17 protein-coding genes and 1 riboswitch are annotated in these 19,909 nt (G+C 34.7%); of the genes, 13 read left to right on the top strand and 4 right to left on the bottom strand.

The genetic code is table 11. The annotated features are described in order from the left end of the window. Nucleotides 1–121: 121 nt before the first annotated feature. Nucleotides 122–1,285 (bottom strand): aminotransferase class I/II-fold pyridoxal phosphate-dependent enzyme, encoded by a 1,164-nt coding sequence (locus AAFN87_RS17435; RefSeq protein WP_347792342.1) that lies wholly within the window; start codon nt 1,283–1,285, stop codon nt 122–124. Nucleotides 1,286–1,470: 185 nt separating this feature from the next. Between AAFN87_RS17435 and AAFN87_RS17430 the strand changes: the two genes are divergently transcribed. The 3 genes from AAFN87_RS17430 (at nt 1,471) to AAFN87_RS17420 (ending at nt 4,633) form a co-directional block, all read left to right on the top strand. Next, complete coding sequence (locus AAFN87_RS17430) at nt 1,471–2,274, top strand: hypothetical protein (protein ID WP_347792341.1); 804 nt, start codon at nt 1,471–1,473, stop codon at nt 2,272–2,274. 92 nt (nt 2,275–2,366) lie between these two features. Then, the gene (locus AAFN87_RS17425) at nt 2,367–3,122 is read left to right on the top strand and encodes a YqjF family protein (protein WP_347792340.1); all 756 of its coding nucleotides are present in this window, start codon (nt 2,367–2,369) and stop codon (nt 3,120–3,122) included. A gap of 116 nt (nt 3,123–3,238) precedes the next feature. Further along, the gene (locus AAFN87_RS17420; protein WP_347792339.1) at nt 3,239–4,633 is read left to right on the top strand and encodes a VanZ family protein; all 1,395 of its coding nucleotides are present in this window, start codon (nt 3,239–3,241) and stop codon (nt 4,631–4,633) included. A gap of 157 nt (nt 4,634–4,790) precedes the next feature. On the opposite strand, the gene AAFN87_RS17415 is transcribed toward AAFN87_RS17420, so the two are convergent. Then, nucleotides 4,791–5,585 (bottom strand): enoyl-CoA hydratase/isomerase family protein, encoded by a 795-nt coding sequence (locus tag AAFN87_RS17415; protein ID WP_347792338.1) that lies wholly within the window; start codon nt 5,583–5,585, stop codon nt 4,791–4,793. Nucleotides 5,586–5,935: 350 nt separating this feature from the next. Here AAFN87_RS17415 and AAFN87_RS17410 point away from each other — a divergent pair, with 350 nt between their 5' ends. The 4 genes from AAFN87_RS17410 to AAFN87_RS17395 all read left to right on the top strand — a co-directional run bounded on the left by AAFN87_RS17410 (nt 5,936) and on the right by AAFN87_RS17395 (nt 8,098). Beyond that, nucleotides 5,936–6,814, top strand: coding sequence for a tyrosine-type recombinase/integrase (locus AAFN87_RS17410; RefSeq protein WP_347792337.1), 879 nt, complete (start codon nt 5,936–5,938; stop codon nt 6,812–6,814). A 52-nt stretch (nt 6,815–6,866) separates the two neighbouring features. Then, nucleotides 6,867–7,259 carry a hypothetical protein gene (locus tag AAFN87_RS17405; protein WP_347792336.1) on the top strand — a complete coding sequence of 131 codons (393 nt, stop codon included), beginning with the start codon at nt 6,867–6,869 and terminating at the stop codon, nt 7,257–7,259. A gap of 47 nt (nt 7,260–7,306) precedes the next feature. Continuing rightward, nucleotides 7,307–7,403: riboswitch (guanidine-I (ykkC/yxkD leader) on the top strand. Between the two features lie 54 nt (nt 7,404–7,457). Beyond that, the gene (locus AAFN87_RS17400) at nt 7,458–7,787 is read left to right on the top strand and encodes a DMT family transporter (RefSeq protein ID WP_347792335.1); all 330 of its coding nucleotides are present in this window, start codon (nt 7,458–7,460) and stop codon (nt 7,785–7,787) included. After that, entirely contained in the window at nt 7,787–8,098 is a 312-nt protein-coding gene (locus tag AAFN87_RS17395) for a DMT family transporter (RefSeq protein WP_347792334.1), read from the top strand. The genes AAFN87_RS17400 and AAFN87_RS17395 overlap by 1 nt, the downstream gene beginning before the upstream one ends. Before the next feature lie 15 nt (nt 8,099–8,113). On the opposite strand, the gene yeiL is transcribed toward AAFN87_RS17395, so the two are convergent. Then, entirely contained in the window at nt 8,114–8,782 is a 669-nt protein-coding gene (gene yeiL, locus AAFN87_RS17390) for a transcriptional regulator YeiL (protein ID WP_347792333.1), read from the bottom strand. An 81-nt stretch (nt 8,783–8,863) separates the two neighbouring features. Between yeiL and AAFN87_RS17385 the strand changes: the two genes are divergently transcribed. The 6 genes from AAFN87_RS17385 to AAFN87_RS17360 all read left to right on the top strand — a co-directional run bounded on the left by AAFN87_RS17385 (nt 8,864) and on the right by AAFN87_RS17360 (nt 18,450). Continuing rightward, nucleotides 8,864–10,009 carry an MFS transporter gene (locus tag AAFN87_RS17385; protein WP_347792332.1) on the top strand — a complete coding sequence of 382 codons (1,146 nt, stop codon included), beginning with the start codon at nt 8,864–8,866 and terminating at the stop codon, nt 10,007–10,009. 378 nt (nt 10,010–10,387) lie between these two features. After that, nucleotides 10,388–10,834, top strand: coding sequence for a MarR family winged helix-turn-helix transcriptional regulator (locus AAFN87_RS17380; RefSeq protein ID WP_347792331.1), 447 nt, complete (start codon nt 10,388–10,390; stop codon nt 10,832–10,834). Nucleotides 10,835–10,839: 5 nt separating this feature from the next. Further along, entirely contained in the window at nt 10,840–12,450 is a 1,611-nt protein-coding gene (locus AAFN87_RS17375; RefSeq protein WP_347792330.1) for an MDR family MFS transporter, read from the top strand. A 564-nt stretch (nt 12,451–13,014) separates the two neighbouring features. Then, the gene (locus AAFN87_RS17370) at nt 13,015–14,466 is read left to right on the top strand and encodes an S-layer homology domain-containing protein (protein WP_347792329.1); all 1,452 of its coding nucleotides are present in this window, start codon (nt 13,015–13,017) and stop codon (nt 14,464–14,466) included. Nucleotides 14,467–14,583: 117 nt separating this feature from the next. Next, nucleotides 14,584–15,198, top strand: a complete 615-nt coding sequence (locus tag AAFN87_RS17365; protein WP_347792328.1) for an NUDIX hydrolase — start codon at nt 14,584–14,586, stop codon at nt 15,196–15,198. 90 nt (nt 15,199–15,288) lie between these two features. Then, nucleotides 15,289–18,450 carry an ATP-binding cassette domain-containing protein gene (locus AAFN87_RS17360; protein ID WP_347792327.1) on the top strand — a complete coding sequence of 1,054 codons (3,162 nt, stop codon included), beginning with the start codon at nt 15,289–15,291 and terminating at the stop codon, nt 18,448–18,450. A gap of 213 nt (nt 18,451–18,663) precedes the next feature. On the opposite strand, the gene AAFN87_RS17355 is transcribed toward AAFN87_RS17360, so the two are convergent. Next, complete coding sequence (locus AAFN87_RS17355) at nt 18,664–19,746, bottom strand: alpha/beta fold hydrolase (RefSeq protein ID WP_347792326.1); 1,083 nt, start codon at nt 19,744–19,746, stop codon at nt 18,664–18,666. Nucleotides 19,747–19,909 lie beyond the last annotated feature (163 nt).

Genomic DNA, 19,909 nt, shown 5'->3' with positions numbered 1-19,909 from the left:
TAAAGTCGCCGGTAATTCAAAATTATTGCCGGTAAACCACCAAAAACTACGAAAGTATTGGTTTTCAAACTAAAAAGCTATCTTTCACACGACGTATAATCCCGTGGAAGATAGCTTTTTCTTATAATGTTAACTGTTTTAATTTTTCAACAGCTCGTGTTAATGTATCAACGTCCTGCACTAAAGCTAGGCGCATATAGCCTTCACCAGCACTACCAAATGCAGTTCCAGGTACCATAATGACACCTGTTTGTTCAATCGCTTTAAAGGCTAATGTTTTACTATCTATATCATACGGATGTTTTGCCCAGACGAACATACCGCCGTTAGATGGGGCAACTTCCCAACCGATGTCAGTTAAACCGTTCATTAACGCTTTATGACGTGCTGCAAATGTAGTACGTAAATTTGCAGTAATTTCTTCTGCATGATCTAAAGCAAGTGCAGCTGTTTGTTGTATTGGCTCGAAAATACCGAAGTCTAAGTTTGACTTTAAATCTTTTATTATACGAATCATTTCCGCATTACCAACGATATACGCAATACGAGTGCCTGCTAAACTAAAGCTTTTTGACAGCGAGTTAATTTCTAAGCCGACTTCTTTTGCCCCTGGTGTTGCAAGGAAGCTCAATGGTGCGTCGCCTGTAAAGTAAAACTCTGAATAGGCTGCGTCATGTAAAACGATAATATTATATTTTTTTGCAAAGGCCACTACTTCTTCAAAGTAAGCTACTGAAGGCATTGCGGGTACTGGATTACCAGGTAAGTTTAAAATAAGTAGTTTTGCTTTTTGAGCAATCTCTTCAGGAACACTTGCTAAGTCTGGTAAAAAACCATTCTCTTTATTTAATGACATATAGAATGGTTCAGCACCAGCTAAATGAATACCCGCATCGTATGCCACGTATGCTGGATTTGTTGTTAAAACGATATCTCCTGGATCACAAAATGCAACTGGCAAGTGTACAAGCCCTTCTTGTGAACCAATAGTTTGTACAACTTCTGTTGCAGCTTCTAAATCGACTCCATTTACTCGTTTATAATAACGGCAAACCGCTTCGTTAAATGCTTGAATGCCTGTTAATGTATAGCCGTATGAACTAGTTAAAGCACTAAGTTTTGACATATGTTCTCGGAGCATTTCGGCGGGAGGGATGTCGGGACTACCTAAACTAAGATCTATACATTCCATCCCTTTTTGTTGCTGCTGTTTTGCAAATGCTTTTAAATCGCCAAATATCGCAGGTGCAAAGAGCGACATTTTTTTTGATGGCACAATATTCAACTTCAAACACTCCTTAATAACTTTCTGATGTAAATAATATTTTAGCATATTAGCTTGTGAGTGTGTTTACTATGACAGAAAAAAGAGTTTATTCTTAATATATAGCAAATGTCTATGTAAAAAGAGCATAAACCGTATCGTAAAAAGAGATGCTATACACTAAACTAGTAGTAGGGGGCGATCGGATGATTGTATATTCACTAAGTGGTGCAAGTGGGACAGGCAAGAGTACATCTGCCTTACAATTTGCATATGAGCATCAAATTGAAGGTATTATTGATGATGGAATATTGATCGTAAATGGAGAAAAACGTGCTGGCACAAGTGCAAAGTTTGAAAAAAATACAGTAACAGCCGTACGTCGAGCGATTTTTGACGAGTCAACACATAGGGAAGCTGTCAAAAAAGCTATTACAGAAGCCAATTTAACTTCAATTTTACTTATTGGTACATCCGATAAAATGACAAAAAAAATAGCGAAACATCTCGACATTGAGCCTATTACATATTTTTATTACGTACAAGATATTCGTTCTCCGCGTGAAATAAAGATGGCTCGTTTTGTCAGGGAGACGAAGGGGCAACATGTAATGCCAATTCCTTACAGACAAGTTGAGCAAAACTTCTTTAAGCGCTTTATCAAAAAAGGTAGAGAAATATTTACGAGTAATCGTGTTAAGCTTGGTGAGACAACGATTGTAAGACCAGATTTCCATCATGAAACGATTAATATTAGTAAAAGGGTATACCACGATGTACTACAGCATGAAACACAACAACAAAAGTTTGTAGCTCGGATTGATAGCTTGCAAGTAGATCTTTCAACAGTTCCGACAGTGAAGCTTGTAATTTATATAAAAGCACCGTTGGATTATGAGGTCATCAAAGAAATTCAACAATTACAAATACTATTGGTTGGGGCATTTATAAAAACTTTTATGATTGAGCCAGAAGTTATTAACATAGAAGTGAAGGGGATTCATAAGTAAAAGTTGAAACTATTAATGAAAAGGGATTAAACTGATTCATCGCTGCATAATAAGGGTACAATTTAATAAAAATCAAAAGGACGTACATTACTATGAAAGAAGACTTGAAAGCGAAATGGATGGTTCATCATAGTGGTTGCCCTATCCCAAATTTGCCGTGGGTAATGAAGCAAACTTGGTCCGATTTATTATTTGCACATTATCCAGTAAAGCTCGAATTGCTACAAAAACATGTTCCAACAGTCCTCCCTTTAGATTCTTATAACGGTACTGGCTGGATTGGTATCGTGCCATTTTTCGTTAATAATCAACGAGTGCGGCTATTCCCACCAATTTACGGTACGAATAGATTTTTACAATTAAATTTACGTACGTATGTAACTATTAATGGGAAGCGCGGTATATATTTTATTAGGATTGATATGAATAACTTACTTGCAGGTGTACTGGCCAAAACATTTTACTATATGCCTATTCAAGCAGCTACTATAAAGATGAAGCAAGATGAACAACATATAGACTTCAGTAGTAAAAGGCATAATGTTGATGAATTTGAGTTTCATTGCCGTTATAGCCCTATTACTCAACCGTTTTATGCAGCGAAAGAATCTTTTGAACAATGGTTATTTGAACGCTACTCTTTGTTTTCATTAAATAGAAGAGGTGAAGTAGTGCGCTGTGATATTTTACATGATTATTGGCCGCTACAGCATGCTGAAGGTGAAATATATAATAATTCAATTTTATTTAATGAAGGTATTCAAGTAGCAAGCAATGAGCCGGTTTTACATTACGCTAACAAAATGGAAGCTCTATTATGGCCTATAATGCGAGTGGAAAATCAATGAAATAATAACTACGTTAGCTTATTGAAGGAAAAAAGACTGTCAATGTTCTGTAGTGGATGTGAATCGTGTCAATATAGAAAAACTATTAATAATAAAAGGAGTAAAAAGAGATAATTATGAGGTTACAAGAAATTATCGGGATACTTAGAGGGAATATTTTTTTCGCATTTAGTGCGCTTATCGTTTTAAGTATCCTTTTTTTAATCGCTTATTATGTAATTTATAAAAAGTTTTTAGGTGAAAAAAAAGGGATTAACAAGAAACGATTTTTACTAGTTGGATTATTTTTGAGCTACTTATTAATGGTGCTCGGTGTGACGTTTTTAAATCGAGGGGCGAACAATTTTTCAGGAAGCGTAAATTTATCATTATTTAGCTCTTACCGTGAAGCTTGGTATCTTTTTAGTGTAAGGCATTGGCAGTTTATTTATTTCAACATTTTAATGTTCGTGCCGTTTGGAATGATACTACCACTGCTACATTCTCGTTTTCAAAAAGTGCGTTGGACAATCGGACTTGCTATGATCTTCACACTATCGATTGAAACGGTACAATACATAACTGGTTTCGGAATTTTTGAATTCGATGATTTATTTAATAATGTACTTGGAGCTGTTATTGGTTACGGTTTTACCATGGGAGTAATGGCTTATAAAAGTAAAGGAATAAAGCAATCAATTGCATTTTTTTCGCCGTTCTTGTTAGTTATATTGTTCTCGTTTGGAATGATTGCTTACTATGAGACAAAAGAGTTTGGAAATTTATCGATCGTACCGAGTTCGAAGACAAATATGAAGAATACAACTGTTACGACAAGTATCCAACTAAATAATGAGCGGGATACGGCAATAGTATATAAAGCAGCAGGTCTAACTAATGAGTCGGCAGAACAATTTGTCAAGAATTTCTTTGAAGGGATGCAACTTGATTCATCCAATATGGAAATTATCTCGTACCAAAACGAAGCCATTTATTGGCTGGGTGAAAACAGGACTCATAATATGTGGGTGGATTTTTTAAATGGCAGCTATCGTTATCAAGATTTTTCAAGTTTTGATGAAAACGTTAAACCTCAGGTCAGTGATGAAAATACACTAAAAAACCGATTAAAAGAATTTGATATCACTATACCACAACAAGCAGACTTCAAGCAGCTTAAAACGGGAACCTATGAATGGACTGTTGACAAATTGGAGGTTGATAATCAATTAATCGATGGTTCGTTAAAAGTAGATTATTATGATGATGATACAGTGAAGGGATTCGATCATCAAATCGTTACATATGATAAAGCGAAGGACATCCAGTTGAAAGGTGAACTAGCAGCATATGAAGAAATTTTGGCAGGAAACTTTAAATATAATGAAAATAAAAGAATCAAAACCGTTCAGATCGAACAAGTGGATTTGAGTTATCAATTAGATTCTAAAGGTTTTTATCAACCAGTTTACGCATTTAGTACGCTGATTGATGGGAAAGAGGTAACGATATTAGTGCCGGGCATTCTATAAAATAAATGAAGAGCCAGAAATAAAAGTAAAAGGTTTGAATAATAAAATGCCTACACCCCCTTGTATCTTTTGGAATACAAGGGGGTTCTTCGTTATGATTTTGATTCTGTAAAAATTGCTTGATTGACCATTATTATTACAAAGTAAATAAGTATCGTTAATGTTTCCTTGTAAACTGAGGCTGACGCTTTTCAACGAATGCGCGAACACCTTCTGAGAAATCAGTTTGCGATACGAACGGTGTTGAACCTTGCCATAAAGCTGGAGTTGAATCAACACATTCTTTTACTGAGCGTTTAACTGCTTGTAGTGAGTCAGGGGACATTCCTGCTACAAGTTTACCCATACGGATCATAAATTTATTAAGATCTTTCTCAGCAACTAAATAGTTCAGCATGCCTGATTTATACGCTTCATCGGCTTTATACATACGGCCAGTAAAAACAAAATCCTTCGTCGCAGAAGGGCCGACTAAATCAACTAAACGCTTTGCAAATTTATTATTCAATGTAATCCCTAACTTACCTACAGGAATCCCCATTTTCGTTTTTTCTGAACCGATGCGTATATCGCATGCTAATGCTAGCTCAAGCCCAGCTCCCATTGCCGGACCGTTAATAACCCCGATTACAGGAATCGGTAAATTTTCAATTGTAGAAATAGTCTTTTCCATATGAATAAAAGCTTCTTCGGCTTTTTCCAATGAAATCGAATTGAATTCTTTTATATCAGAGCCTGCTGTGAAGTTTTCACCAGAGCCTCGTAAAATTAATACTTTATTTTTTGGATTTTCAAGTGTGCGAATAGCGATTTTTGCTAATTGATCCCACATATTTGCAGTTAACGCGTTTTTCGCTTGAGGGCGGTGTATTGTAATAATTGCGAGCTCCGCTGTTTCCTGATAAATAATCTTCGCATCTTCTGCTTCTAATCTTGTCGTACGAACTTGCATGATTGAACCCCCTGACTGTGAATTGGTCTTATTATATACTACTATAACAATTTATCCTACCGTTATGTGAGTATTGAACTAAAAAGGAGTTAGCTGTAGAAAAAGAGTGAAAAATAACTAAATACTTGCACGGCATTAGTGGTGAAAAAATAATAAAAATGCTATATAATAAAGATGGGAACAAGTGTTTCCTAAATATAAAAAAGCACTTTTCTTGTTAATAACTATGTTCTAATGGCTACACTAATTACATATTATCCGACACTTTGATTGATAAATACTAACCTTACTACGAACATATACTATAAAAAAACTAAATAACTCACGCCAGATTATATAAGGAGCATAGTATGAACAATTTAACTGTTTATGTGGAACACTTTAAAACATTTCTTGATGGACAGAGTAAATCAGCCCATACAATAAAACAATACAGCTTAGATAGCGCACAATTTATACAATTTGTTAAAAAAAATAAACTTGAATCGATTACTGCTGAAAGTATCGAACAATATAAAATACAGCTGCAAGAAAATTATTCATCAATTACTACGATCAATCGTAAATTGGCTAGTTTGAAAAGCTTTGTTCACTTTCTCCAATCACGAAATATTATGAAACCGGTTGATGATCAACTATTTTTACCGTTAGAGAACAGCAAAAACGAACTCAATGTTTTAACTAATAAGCAAATAAGGCAAGCATTACAAATTTGGTTCACTGTGTATGAAACAGTAGATGAAGTGGAAGTGCAGTGGATGGCACTACGAAATTATACAATTATGAGAATCATTTCAGAGCTTGGTATAAAACCAAGTGAAGTTGTTCGCATGAAATGGTCCCATATAAATAGTGAAAGTATCCGCATAATAAGCAAACAAAGCTATCGTGATTTGCCAGTATCTAAAGAACTGCTAAGATGGCTAGACCTATATAAGCTTTCAACCGAAGAGGTACTACCAATTGCTCAGCAGATTGATTATATATGGCTCGGTCTTGGCAATAAACAAGGGGAACCAATCTCTGTGAAGACGATTGAGCGGTTATTTAAGCATGTTTCGATAATGGTAGGATATAAAGTGACATGTACAAATGTGCGCTATTTTGCCATTCAAGAGGATATGCAAAAGCAAGATAATACGGATCTCGATCTTTTATTTGAAAAATATGGTTATGCTAGAAAAAGTGTATTAAAAGAGCGTGCTCTAAGAATGGAAGGGGATGCCTAATTCCCAGTAAAATGCTACAATTAAAATAGTTAAAAGAATTGGAGATGACAGCATGCAAATTTCAATGATGGAAGCATTTATTATCGAATCATTAAAAACAAAATATGATTACGAACAAGTAGAACAACAATTAAATACACGTGATCTGTCGTTATTTAAAGACTTTAATGTTGACCTTACGTTAATTCAAAAATTATACGATAATAATCCAACTGAATTAAAAGAAGCGTATACTAATACTTACACAGTAAAGTTTCTTACAATAAACGGTTTGAAAAACATATTACGACTGCGCTATGGTCTTAATGAAGAAAACTATGATGTACAGGAATTCGGTCTATACGGAATTACTGTTGATACTGACACAGAAAAAGCTATTTCTTCGATTCTTTCGTCAAATTGGAAAATCACACGTGATGGGGAAAAAATTAATCTTTTCGTATAGATTGACATAATTAGATTATGTGAGCTAAAATGTGAACTAATAAAATATGTATAGTTTTCTAGGGTTCCGTAGCAGCCGCTAGTCTGGTCCGAGAGAAAACACGCACATATTTGTGTGTCACGGAAGGATAAAAGCCTGGGAGAACTACTGTTAAAACAGTATTCTTTCAAGCTTTTTCTGATTTTAGGGAGGATTTTTATGAACACATGGTTACAAGTCGTTATTGCTGCCGTTTTTGAAGTCGGATGGGTAATCGGATTAAAGCACGCAGCTAGTCCATTTGAATGGATAATGACGATTATTTGTATTGTAGTAAGTTTTTATTTAATGATTCATGCAAGTGGCAAGCTACCGGTAGGAACTGTGTATGCTGTTTTCGTAGGGCTTGGGACTGCTGGAACTGTAACAGCTGATATGGTATTTTTCGGTGAGCCGGTGCAAATTATAAAGCTTTTACTCATCGCTTTATTATTAACAGGTGTAATGGGACTAAAACTCGTTTCTGGTAATAAGGAGGCTGATGTTTAATGGCTTGGTTTGCATTAATTTTAGCTGGTTTATGTGAAATGATGGGCGTTTTTATGATTGGGAAAATGTATCAGGTTCGAAATTGGCAGTCTGCTTTGTATATGATATTGTTTTTCACAGCTAGCTTCTTTTTACTATCTATTGCGATGAAAACTTTGCCAATGGGCACAGCCTATGCGATTTGGACAGGAATTGGTGCTGCTGGTGGTGCGATATTAGGAATGGTCGCATACGGTGAATCAAAAGACTGGAAACGAATTCTTTTTATCGCGATGATATTAAGCGCTACAATTGGATTGAAATTAATTTAATCGAGTAACGACGATTTAACTATGAATCGTCGTCGCTCGTTTTTTTAATTCATCAGCATTTAAAATCATATAATTTCGACCGCGCTTTTCTAGTATACCTGATTCACAAAACATGGATAGTACATGTAATAAATGACGGTAAGAAACGCCTAAATAATCACAAACTTCTGTATGCTTTTCATTATATACGTCATCATCTGCTGATAGTAAAATAAACTCTGCAAGTCTATTTTCCAATGGATAAGCTAGGCTTTGTGTAAATTTCGCAGTCATAAGTGACGTTTTATTGCCTAAAAAAGTACATAAATAACGTAGGAAAATAACATCTGATAAAAGTTTGTCTTTACATTTACTTAAGGGTAGCGCAATACAAATCGATTTATTCATTGTTTGTATGCCTTTAGAGTAGTAATCGTTATTCAATAACTCAATTTCACCTATAAATGTCCCAGGCTGTGCAAAGCTAATCAGTGCGACTTTACCATTTTCCTGTGTACAATATATTTTTGCTTTTCCTTCTATTAATAAATACAAATACTCTGGAAAAGATCCTTCACTATTAATCCACTCACCGCGCTCGAATTGATGAACTTCTAAAATGTCCGCAACATCGAAAGAGAAAAACTGTTGAATCGGGAATTGATCAATATAATCTTTTTTTAGTTTGTTTTGTAAAATTTGCATAAAACACCACCTAAATATGAGATATCTCACATTATTTTATGTGGAAACATGCTATGATGCAAGTCATACGGAGGGATTACAATGAATCAACAACGATGGATGTCTCAAAACTTCTTTACGTTTTTCATGACTTGGGGCATTTTCTTACCTTATTGGTCAGGGTTTTTAATCTATGGGAAAGGATTAACAGTTCCTGAGGCAAGTTTAATTATGAGCTTCGGATTAGTAGCAAGGGGTTGTTCAACGCTTTTTGCATTTCCGTATGTATCGAAAAAATGGAGTAGTAAACGAGTTTTAGATGTACTTGCAGCAGGTTCTTTCATTACAGCATTTTTCTATATTCCAGCAAGTTCATTTAGTTCATTACTAATTGTAACGATAGTTTTTAGTTTATTTTATCCAGCACTGATGCCTGCACTTGATAGTGTAGCTGGATTACTTGTACAAAATGGCCAGCTTCATTACGGAAAAAGTCGTTCTTACGGCTCAACTGGCTTTATTATCATGGTACTTATTATTAGTATGATTACTGCAAAATTTGGTGACGGGACGATTTTGTGGCTAATGATAGCGGGGTTAGGTGTATTATTTTTATTAAACGCTAGACCTGCGCCAGAAATATTGCTGGAAAAACCGAAAGCATTACACAGTAACGATTTTACAATAAAAGGCTTGCTAAAGGTGAAGTACTTCCCGGTCGTACTATTAATTGCGATATTATTGCAAGGGGCACACGCTTCTTATTACAATTACGGTTATATTTATTTGCAGCAATTAGGTGTGTCTAAATTTTATATCGGACTTATTATTAATATTGGTGTGATATTTGAAATTTTATATTTTGCAAAAGCAGACCGCGTGTTTGGTAATTGGAAACCGGCTTCATTATTAATTTTTGCGGCAGCGGGTTCAACAGTACGCTGGTTGCTCGTTTCGTTAATTCCATCTATTCCAGTGTTTATTTTCTCACAAGCACTGCATGCATTATCCTTTGCGATGGCCCATTTTGCAGTTATCTTATTTTTCACGCAATATTTACCGAAAGAGCAAATGCCAAATGCACAAGGGATGTACGGTGCACTTGCAATGAGCTGGAGTACAGCTGTGCTAACACTGTTCGGTGGGTTTTTATACGAAATTGAACCGCGCTTTGCATTTTTAGGAATGGTCGTTTGTACAATTCCAGCACTCTTACTATCAATTAATTTAAAACGCCGATTAGGGTAAACAGTATGGTTTTTCCATGCTGTTTTTTTTATATAGTGAGCAGTATTACAGTTAATGGCGTATAACGTGATTATACCCTAATACATATTAATGACAAATAAGAATGTTTCTCGGATGATTCAACAAATGATGCTAATATTAAAATCCTACATTAATTATTGTGAGTGCGATACACGTACTTAAACAAAATTAAAAGTAGGATTTTTTTGCCAAAATAAGAATTCGGTGACGTACGTGGAAGCCACAAGAAAATGGACAATATGTCTCCTGTTCTTTAGGGAATAAATGGGTTGACAATTATCGGTAAAAGAAATATACTGACAATTAATTTAATGATTAAACTATTTGATGATAAAACTAATGAAAAGGGGAAAATAAATGTCGCCGGATAATCAACAACTTTTTTTGCAATTTGAAAAGCTATTCTGGAATTTATCTAAAAATATGAGTTATTTATGGAAAGGTGTTTTTGAAGAACGCTTTCCGGGTTCACAATCGCATATTTTGTTTTTGCTTGAACGAAAAGGACATCTGAAAATGTCCGAGGTAGCTGAAGCATTGCATCTTACGCCTGGAGCAGTGACAACGGCTTCTGACAAACTAATAGATAATGGATATATTACAAGAGTTCGTGACGAACAGGATCGTCGTGTCGTTTATTTAGATATGACTAAAGAGGGGAAGGAAGTATTAGCTAATTTGCAAAAGGAAGCGCGTAAGGTAATGCAATTAGTGTTCAGCAATTTATCCGAAACAGATTTGAATTTTTTAATTAGCACTTTTGAACAGGCTGAGAAAAATATTAAAGAAATGAGAGAGGAATAGGATAAATGATTCATTTAACAGAGAAAAAGAAAGTTACAATCATGATTGCGATTATGATAGCTATGTTCTTTTCTGCAATCAACCAAACAATTATAGGGGTTGCTATGCCACGAATTATTGCAAAGCTTGGTGGAATTGATTACTATACATGGGCTATAACTATTTACTTACTGACAACGGCTGTCGCTACTATTCTCGTTGGTAAGCTTTCAGATATATATGGACGAAAACCGTTCATATTGGCAGGTATTGGTTTATTCATACTAGGCTCATTCTTGTCAGGCTTATCAACTAACATATTTCAACTAATTACGTTCCGTGGAATAACTGGATTTGGTGCAGGTGTCATTACGTCAACAGCCTTTACAGCTATTGGTGATTTATATTTACCAAGAGAGCGAGCACGTTGGACAGGATTGATGAGTGGTGTATTCGGTATCTCTAGTGTCCTTGGACCATTAATAGGCGGATATATCGTGGATCATTTAGATTGGCATTGGGTGTTTTGGGTTTTCCTACCTTTAGGAGTTTTCGCTTTTATAATGATTGCTGTCTTATTTCCAAAAGTACCACGAAGAGAAGGAGAAACAATCGATTATTTTGGTTCCCTTTTCCTAACTGTAACGATTGTTTCGCTGCTACTTACTTTTAGTTTAGCAGGTGAAGGTCCTGGGAAATATGCTTGGACATCATGGGAAATTGCTAGCTTAATTGGATTAACGATTGTTGGTCTTGGTGCTTTCATTTTTACAGAGTCAAAAGTAAAATCTCCAGTTTTGCCATTGTCTTTATTTAAAAATGATATTGTTACTATGTCGAATATTATCGGATTTTTACTTGGTGCGGGCATGATGGGGGTTATGATCTATGCTCCATTCTTCATACAAGGTGTAAAAGGCATATCACCTAGTGGTTCAGGTTTTATAATGATGCCAATGTCCATTGTGATGGTTTTTGCAACAGCTTTTGCTGGTCAACTCATGACAAAGATAGGGAAGTATAAAGGTTTGCTCATTTTTGGATTACTTATGACTACCATTGGCATTTTTCTACTGTATTTCATAACGATTGATACACCTATTTCCTTAATTATACTTTATTTATGTATTGTCGGAATCGGTCTTGGTGCAAGCATGCCTGTTATTTCATTAAGTGTGCAGAATGCGGTCCCTCTAAGACAATTAGGTGTGGCTTCTGCGTCTTCGCAATTATTCCGTTCATTGGGGAGTACAATAGGAATAGGTGTCCTAGGTACGGTTATGAGCTCCCGAATGGCAACAAGGATGACAGAAGTGTTCGCTAGCGACTCACAGACAGGTCAACTAAATATTCCAACTGAGCAAGCAAAACAATTCGGTGAACTTATGAATCCTGAAGTACTTTTGGATCAACCTAAGTTGGAACAAATACAAAAAGCGATGCCAGCAGATATGTTACCATTTGCAGAATCTGTAATTAGAAATGTGAGAGATGTTTTTAATGATGCTCTAACTTCTACTTTCCTTGTCGGTTCTATTATCATGCTTGTTGCAGTAATTGTAGCTGTTTTCTTAAGATCAATCCCACTTGTATCTGAAAAGGATTACCAGCAACAGCAGCCAAAAGAGACAGAATAGTCGAAATCGATGGGGTTTATAGCAACAAACACATATTACAATTTATAGAAAGTATGAATAATATCATCTCACCTCTATTCATTTCATAGAAGTGAGATGTTTTTTTATTGGCCCAACATCGTGGTATCCTCAGCCGTAGCGGAAATCAACTCACTTGATATTAATTTATTGTTAGGTAAAGCTACTTATCCTATGATTTTTATCATTGATAAGTAGCTTATTTATGGTTGAAACTTCTTGCTATACTAACCTATTTATAAAATTGACAGCCCTCTAAACTCCGCAAATTAGACAATTAATAAAATCTCCACTCGTTGCACATTTCCTACAAAATAAAATAGGGTGTCCAGATAGTCAGTAAAAATTCAAAAGCCGTTGTAGATATTTTTCTACAACGGCTTTATTTTAGGGGCTTGGAGCTTATTGGAAAGCCTCACTCTCTGTTGAAAAGTTATTATAATTCCTTTCTATATATGTAACTATTTGTATTTTAATCCGTCTAATAGAAAGTGAAGTCAGTTTAGAGGAATGATAGACAAATGCTTTACTTAGGAGAGATCAATAATGAAATTACGTCATAATAAAATCGTGTTGATGGCCATGGCATTATCTTTAACGACGCCTGTTATTATCGCACCCACAACAACAGATGCGGCAACTTATACGAAACTTTTTAAAGACGTAACAAAAAAGAATCCAAACTTTGATGTTATTCACATGATGGCAGAGAAGGGGGTTATTAGTGGTTACCCAGATGGTACATTCAAGCCAAATCAAACATTGTCTCGCAAACATGCCGCAGCACTTATTACGCGTACTGTCAAAACATTGCCGAAAACATCGACTTTTAAAGCACCTAAAGATTTATCAATAAATAATGCATATTATAGTGACATCAAAAATTTAATGGAAGCAGGCCTATTAGAGCTGGACAAGAAGGGTAACATTAACCCTGAAGCTCCATTAACACGTGGAGAAATGGCGAAAATTATTGCCATTGCTTATCAATTAGATACTAAAGAGACACATCCATTATCAGATGTATCAACTAAGTACGATCCATATGTAACTGCACTTTATCAAGCAAATGTAACATCAGGTTATGAGGATCGAACGTTTCGTGAAAACACGTATTTAACAAGAGCCCATTACACGGCTTTTATTTATCGTGCGATGCGAGAAGCGGGAGAAATGCCAGCAATTAAGCCAAGTGGTGATATCTTTTTACCGACGAATTACACAAGCGAGGATTATCGTCAATTTATACTGACCTATGAATACATGAATCTATGGAATGAGTCGCGACCTACAGCCATCCATCCGTTGTTCCCAGGTTGGACAGTATCTGAAGGTTACCAAGTAAAGCCTGTTCAGTATTTGATGAAAATAGGTGAAAAAGAGTATTATTATTCACAAGATATGGCTGAAAGAGTTGCAAAAAATTCTACTTATAACATGCCTACCCCTGATGAGATCGAGCAATTTTTACAGTTAAAGCAAACCGATTTTAAACGTCATGATGATTTGAACAAACAAGATCGAACAATTTTCTTTAATACTCCTAATACTATTACATTACCAAAAAAAGGTCCAGATCAGCATTCAAATAGTATCATAATAGAAGCTCTGTATAATAATAAAGAGGTGCTCAATCAAATTTTAGCTTATTTAATGAAAGAGGAAGCTAATGAAGCCATCGCTTGGTATGAAGAAAAAATGAAAATTCTTTATAATCCGCTTTATATGCACCAAAATTTACAAACAGGCTATTTTGCCAAGCAATTTGGCGACTACCTTATTCATTTTAAAGTTGCTTATTGGGGAGCTGTGGATGTTAGTGAAAACTTTGTTGGTAGCCAAGCCTTTTTGGATGATAAAATGTCTTTTAACTTCACAATTACAACGGCCAATCAGCTAAAATTAATTGAAAGTACGCCATTAAAACCAATTGAATTTAAAAAAGAAACATATGACCAATTTATGCGTGAAGTTATGCGAATACATGAAAGATATTAAGAGGCGCTCTAAAACTGCTTAACGTCAAGGCTTAAACATTGATGTTAAGCAGTTTTTCATTACACAATTACACTAAGGCATAAAAGCAGTACTAAGTCTTTTTCTAAGGAGATACTAATGCCGGAAATACTAAAGATATTTGATGAGAATTATAAACAAATTGGTACCAAATCTCGCGATGAAGTACATAAACAAGGATATTGGCATGAAGTGTTTCATTGCTGGGTATTGCAAAAGAAAGAAGATGAGTGGTTAATATACTTCCAGCTACGAAGTAAAAATAAAAAGGATTATCCTAACCAATTTGATATTACAGCTGCTGGCCATCTACTTGCCACTGAATCTGTAGAAGATGGTGTTCGTGAACTACAAGAAGAAATTGGATTAACGGTAGCATTTAATGATTTAACATCTCTTGGTGTCATTCAATATGTAATTGATAATAAATATATAAAGGACTATGAGTTTGCAAATGTATTTATATATGAACTTCAAGGGTCGATAGAAGATTTTCAGTTGCAAATTGAAGAACTCGACGGAATGTTTTATGGAAAACTTGCCGACTTTATGGAACTTGCTAAAGGCTTACGAGAAAACATACAAATTACTGGCTATCAATTGGACAATAATAAAAAACGCTACATAAATAAGCATGTAGCGCTAACGGATATGGCAGCACTGCCACAACAGTATCTACACTCATTTTTATCAAAACTTGAAAACAAATTATAGAGAACATTTTCATTTTCTAATTACACAATACATTCAATTGAAATTATGCTAACATGGCAATACTAGAAATAGAAAATGGAGCTAAAACTGATGAAAATAAATCAATTAATTGCTAACAATATTCACCGCATAAATATAGATTTACCGGATGATCAATCACTAGCGATTGCCGGATTATCTGGATCGGGTAAAACGACTTTTTGTCAAACAATTGGTGAAGAATCCAAGAAACGCCTTGTATCCTTATTGCCTAAAGCTGAATATCAATATTTATTCCCTAACATAATGAAAACGAATTTTAGTGCGATTAAGATGGAAGAAATGCCATTAGTCCTTTTTTTAGGACGATCATCTATTTCCTCTAATCCACGTTCGACAATCGGTACACATACTGGTGTGTTTACAGAGATTCGTGTAACGCTTGCAGAAAAACACCATCTTTCTCCAGAAGTTTTTTCATTTAATAATGAATTAGGTTGGTGTCCACCTTGTAAAGGTCGAGGTACGAATAAAAATATCGAGTGTAAAAAGTGTGAAGGAAAGCGCTACAATCCAGAAGTACTACAATATACTATCGAATTATTGGATCGACCACATAATATTTCTGATATTCACGAATTAAGCATTGAAACGATTCTTTCACTTGCAGAAGTTTTAAATATTAGCGAAGGTAAGCAAAAAATTCTTAAAAATATTATCAATATGAATATTGGCTATTTAACATTGAATCGTATTATGGGAACGCTGTCTGGTGGGGAATTAACACGATTGTACTTAGCTGAATTCATGGCAGCAAGTGAAAACACGGTCATCATTATTGATGAAATTTCTGTAGGTCTTGATCACAATACATTAGTGAATATTTTAGAGGAGATACAACAATTAGGTTGTAAAAATCAAATTTGGTTCATTGATCATTCTGATACGGTACTAAATACAACGGATGAGCAAATATTCTTCGGACCAGGTAGTGGTAAATACGGTGGGAAAATTGTTGAAGAGTCTCCGCGACCAAAACCAATTAATAAAGAACTCAATCAAACAACACCTACTGAGTATTACGAATTCCGCGATTTATATTGTCGTAATATCCAAATGGCCGAAATCCGAATTCCTAAAAATAGACTTGTAACGTTCACGGGTGAGTCAGGTTGTGGAAAATCTACACTTGTGAATGAATGTATAGCGAAAGATTTTGTAAAACGTTATCCAAAAGATAAACTCGTAATGGTTGGACAAGATCGAAACCAATCGATTACAAGCAGATCCACAATTGCGACATTCCTTGATATTAAACAGAAGCTAAAGAAGTATAGTGATGACATTGATGATTTATTTGAGCGTTCTATTGAAGATATTATTGATGAACTGCCAAAGGAAGACATCGTTCAAAAACGATTAAGCTTATTGATTAAACTTGGTCTCGGCTATTTAACATTGGAAAGAAAAACACAATCTTTATCTACTGGAGAGTTTCAATGTATCCATTTAGTTTCTGAGCTATTTGCTCAAACTAGAAACCCACACACGTTATTTATTTTTGATGAGCCTTCGAAAGGATTATCGCAAAACATCCTAAATCAATTTATCGATAGTATTAGAGATATTTTGAAGGATGAAACGATTTCCATTATTATGATTGAGCATAATTCGTATATGATTGATAACTCAGATTTTATTGCTGATTTTGGTAAAAGACAGCTTGAACCTGTAGAGGACCTTGATGTTGTCAGTCATAATGACTATAAGCAACAAGTAATTAGTGTCGCACCTGAGCATATTTCTTCAACATTGAACGAGCAAAAAGGTTTAAATTATTTAAACGAAAACCACATTGCCTATTTTAAAAATGCTGAAAATATTTATAAAGGTGGTATTTTAAAAAGTTTATCATCAATGGCTCGTTTAATTTATGGTGAGTACGAATCAAATATTATTGCCCCCGTAATCGCGATTGATTTGGAAAGGCACTTATATAGTCAATATAGTTTTCTTTTTGAATTAGGTGGGGTGATTAATCATATCGTTGCAGCTCATCCAACTAATAAAGATACGAATAGCTTTGATTTCTATTCTCAAGACAATCATTGCCCTTGCTGCTCTGGTCGAGGAGTAATAGAAAGATTCGATTATAATCTTGCCTTACAAGATAAAACGGTGCCGTTCTGGGATGGACAATTGAAACAAGAAGTAATAGAAGTATTAAAATTTTATCAATTGCCCAAAATCGAGTTTATATTTAATGAAATTAAAAACGAATTAGGACTCGATATGAGTAAAAGCTTTAATGACATGACTGAGGATGAAAAGCATACGTATTTATATGGTTATTGGGAAAAGTCATTTTACGATAAAGCTACGAAAGCATCGAGAACATGGGAAGGCTTCAATAAAATCATAGGTATGTATATGGTTGTATCAAAATCCGAGCTGAAGCAAGAAATTAAAGAATCAAAAGAAATGATTACTTGTCCAATCTGCCTTGGTACGGTATTAAAGCATCGTAAAAAGCTAACATTTGGTGACACAGATATTCGGGATATTATAAAGCAGCCAATTGATCAAGTGTTGAAATCTGTTGGAAGTATACCTATTTTAGAAAAGTTAAGAGCGATAGTTGGAGGAGATATGACTTTGCTAGAAGATGTTTCTCTATTACCAAGGGAAACTCAGGTCGCATTGAAAATGTTTGAACTTGAAATGGCAAGTTTCTCTCACTATGAAATCGTTTTACAAAATGCTTTACCATTCTGGAATCATATTAGCGTAAATATCGAGGCAATTAGCAAAAACAACAGAGTTACTATTTGCGATTTTGCCAATATAACAGAAACGCGAGAAACTTTTATTGACCAATACTTCACGAATGGAAAGTACAAAAAACTTACGTATGTGTATGAAGCATTTGGTTACAAAAAGCTTGTAACACAAATAAATAAGATTAAAAAAAGTCATCCATGTCCTTTCTGTAAAGGAAAGAAAGTAATATCAGAAGACAATCTGCATGATGGCGTATATAAATTATCTATTCCATGTGTGAGCTGTTTGGCAACGGGTATTAATGAAGAAGGGCTTCAAGACGTAGTTGAAGGAATAGATGTGAAAACATGGCTAACAGGCAATGTAGGCGATGTTATTTCTGAAAGCTTAAATATTGAGGCAGTTGCGGATATTCCAATCTTCAATCGAATTCGAGAATTGAATAAAAAAGAAATGATGGACATTTATCAATTCCTTGAGAGAAATAGTTAAATAAGCTTTTAATACATGGTTAGGCTAGGGAAGAAAACTCATTTGCATTTTTATTGCAAATGAGTTTTTTTTTAAAATCGAACTGATTGTTTGAATTCAACAATCAAGTCTTTTAATAGTGAATTTTATGAGCCGATTGCACCGTTTTTACCGTTTTCGCTTTTGTAAAAGTAACAGTAAAACAATTGTAGGAGATACTTGTCCAAATTTTTATTAATGTTCGTTTAACTGAAGTATAGATTGGATTAAAAATTCAAAATCTTCTTCATTTGGCATATGTGCTGAGTTTTCCAGAGTGATAAATTTCTTCTTAGGGGCATCAATTCGATCAAAGTAACTCTTTGCTAACTCAAAGTTTGCCACCTTATCGTGTTTTCCCTGAATTATATAAAAGGGTGTCTTAAATATTGTCAATTCATTAAAATCAGTATTAATAATTTCCTTTTGCAATTCCTTGCTATCTATTAAGCTAAAGGTTGCCCCTGAAACAAAACTTGCATAAATATCTTTCAAACTATAGTCGGGAGAAACAAGCGATCTTCCAGCTAACTTAAAAAGATTTGCACCTTTCGTATTTTCATCCTTGTAGTTAAATCCATTATATTTATTAACGATGTCGCTATATTGTGATTCTAGCTCCCCATAATACGGTGGTTCTCCAAAGGACTCAATTTGGTCTAGAAGATTCTTATCGTCTTTCGCTATATCCTTCAGCCATTGCTTTCCTAGAACTTGACCATCTTTAATATTTACTATTTGATCTATTCCAATGTAACCATAGAATTTGTCCGGATCTCGATTTGCTAACTGCAAGCCAATAATACTACCCCAGGACATTCCAACCAAGTACACCTTATCCTGAGAGTATTCCTTACGCACAAAATCAATTACTTCATTCGTATCAGAGATGAATTGTTCAATATTCATTGTCTCCACATCAATATTTTTATCGAAACTTTTCCCTGAACCTCTTTGATCAAAATAGACCGCATTAAATTTCTCAGTAATGACAGGGAATTGATTTCGTGAACTTACCCCAAATGGAAACGGCTGCCCTGGACCTCCATGCAAAAAAATTATGAATGGATTCTCTTTACTTTGTCCATCCACTAAAATATATTGAGATATTCCACCGATCGTTAATTTCCTAACTTCACTGATCCCGCCATTTTGAATAATCTCTTTAGATTCCATATTAATCTGATATTGCTTATATTCCCTAAAAACAAGCATTAATAAAATTATACTGACCAATGCTATTACAACATATAAACCTATCCTGATGAATAATTTCATAATTTTCCCCTTATACCTTAGTTTCCGGAAAGAACAGTAATATTATAGTTTACTTTCTAATTTTATACAATCCCTTATTGGAAGAACCTACTCCTGAAACATATGGTTAAGATAATGTGTTATATTATGGAATATAGGGATTAGGAATAATTATATAAAGTAG

This window comes from Solibacillus sp. CAU 1738 (genome assembly GCF_039888725.1).
Classification (GTDB): Bacteria; Bacillota; Bacilli; order Bacillales_A; family Planococcaceae; genus Metasolibacillus.
This window is presented reverse-complemented; position numbering and strand designations above follow the sequence as displayed.

What these genes read in the sequence shown, in the direction of transcription:
- AAFN87_RS17430 (WP_347792341.1), top strand. Translation starts at nt 1,471, where the DNA reads ATGATTGTATATTCACTAAGTGGTGCAAGTGGGACAGGCAAGAGTACA.
- AAFN87_RS17425 (WP_347792340.1), top strand. Translation starts at nt 2,367, where the DNA reads ATGAAAGAAGACTTGAAAGCGAAATGGATGGTTCATCATAGTGGTTGC.
- AAFN87_RS17420 (WP_347792339.1), top strand. Translation starts at nt 3,239, where the DNA reads ATGAGGTTACAAGAAATTATCGGGATACTTAGAGGGAATATTTTTTTC.
- AAFN87_RS17415 (WP_347792338.1), bottom strand. Translation starts at nt 5,585, where the DNA reads ATGCAAGTTCGTACGACAAGATTAGAAGCAGAAGATGCGAAGATTATT.
- AAFN87_RS17410 (WP_347792337.1), top strand. Translation starts at nt 5,936, where the DNA reads ATGAACAATTTAACTGTTTATGTGGAACACTTTAAAACATTTCTTGAT.
- AAFN87_RS17405 (WP_347792336.1), top strand. Translation starts at nt 6,867, where the DNA reads ATGCAAATTTCAATGATGGAAGCATTTATTATCGAATCATTAAAAACA.
- AAFN87_RS17400 (WP_347792335.1), top strand. Translation starts at nt 7,458, where the DNA reads ATGAACACATGGTTACAAGTCGTTATTGCTGCCGTTTTTGAAGTCGGA.
- AAFN87_RS17395 (WP_347792334.1), top strand. Translation starts at nt 7,787, where the DNA reads ATGGCTTGGTTTGCATTAATTTTAGCTGGTTTATGTGAAATGATGGGC.
- yeiL (WP_347792333.1), bottom strand. Translation starts at nt 8,782, where the DNA reads ATGCAAATTTTACAAAACAAACTAAAAAAAGATTATATTGATCAATTC.
- AAFN87_RS17385 (WP_347792332.1), top strand. Translation starts at nt 8,864, where the DNA reads ATGAATCAACAACGATGGATGTCTCAAAACTTCTTTACGTTTTTCATG.
- AAFN87_RS17380 (WP_347792331.1), top strand. Translation starts at nt 10,388, where the DNA reads ATGTCGCCGGATAATCAACAACTTTTTTTGCAATTTGAAAAGCTATTC.
- AAFN87_RS17375 (WP_347792330.1), top strand. Translation starts at nt 10,840, where the DNA reads ATGATTCATTTAACAGAGAAAAAGAAAGTTACAATCATGATTGCGATT.
- AAFN87_RS17370 (WP_347792329.1), top strand. Translation starts at nt 13,015, where the DNA reads ATGAAATTACGTCATAATAAAATCGTGTTGATGGCCATGGCATTATCT.
- AAFN87_RS17365 (WP_347792328.1), top strand. Translation starts at nt 14,584, where the DNA reads ATGCCGGAAATACTAAAGATATTTGATGAGAATTATAAACAAATTGGT.
- AAFN87_RS17360 (WP_347792327.1), top strand. Translation starts at nt 15,289, where the DNA reads ATGAAAATAAATCAATTAATTGCTAACAATATTCACCGCATAAATATA.
- AAFN87_RS17355 (WP_347792326.1), bottom strand. Translation starts at nt 19,746, where the DNA reads ATGAAATTATTCATCAGGATAGGTTTATATGTTGTAATAGCATTGGTC.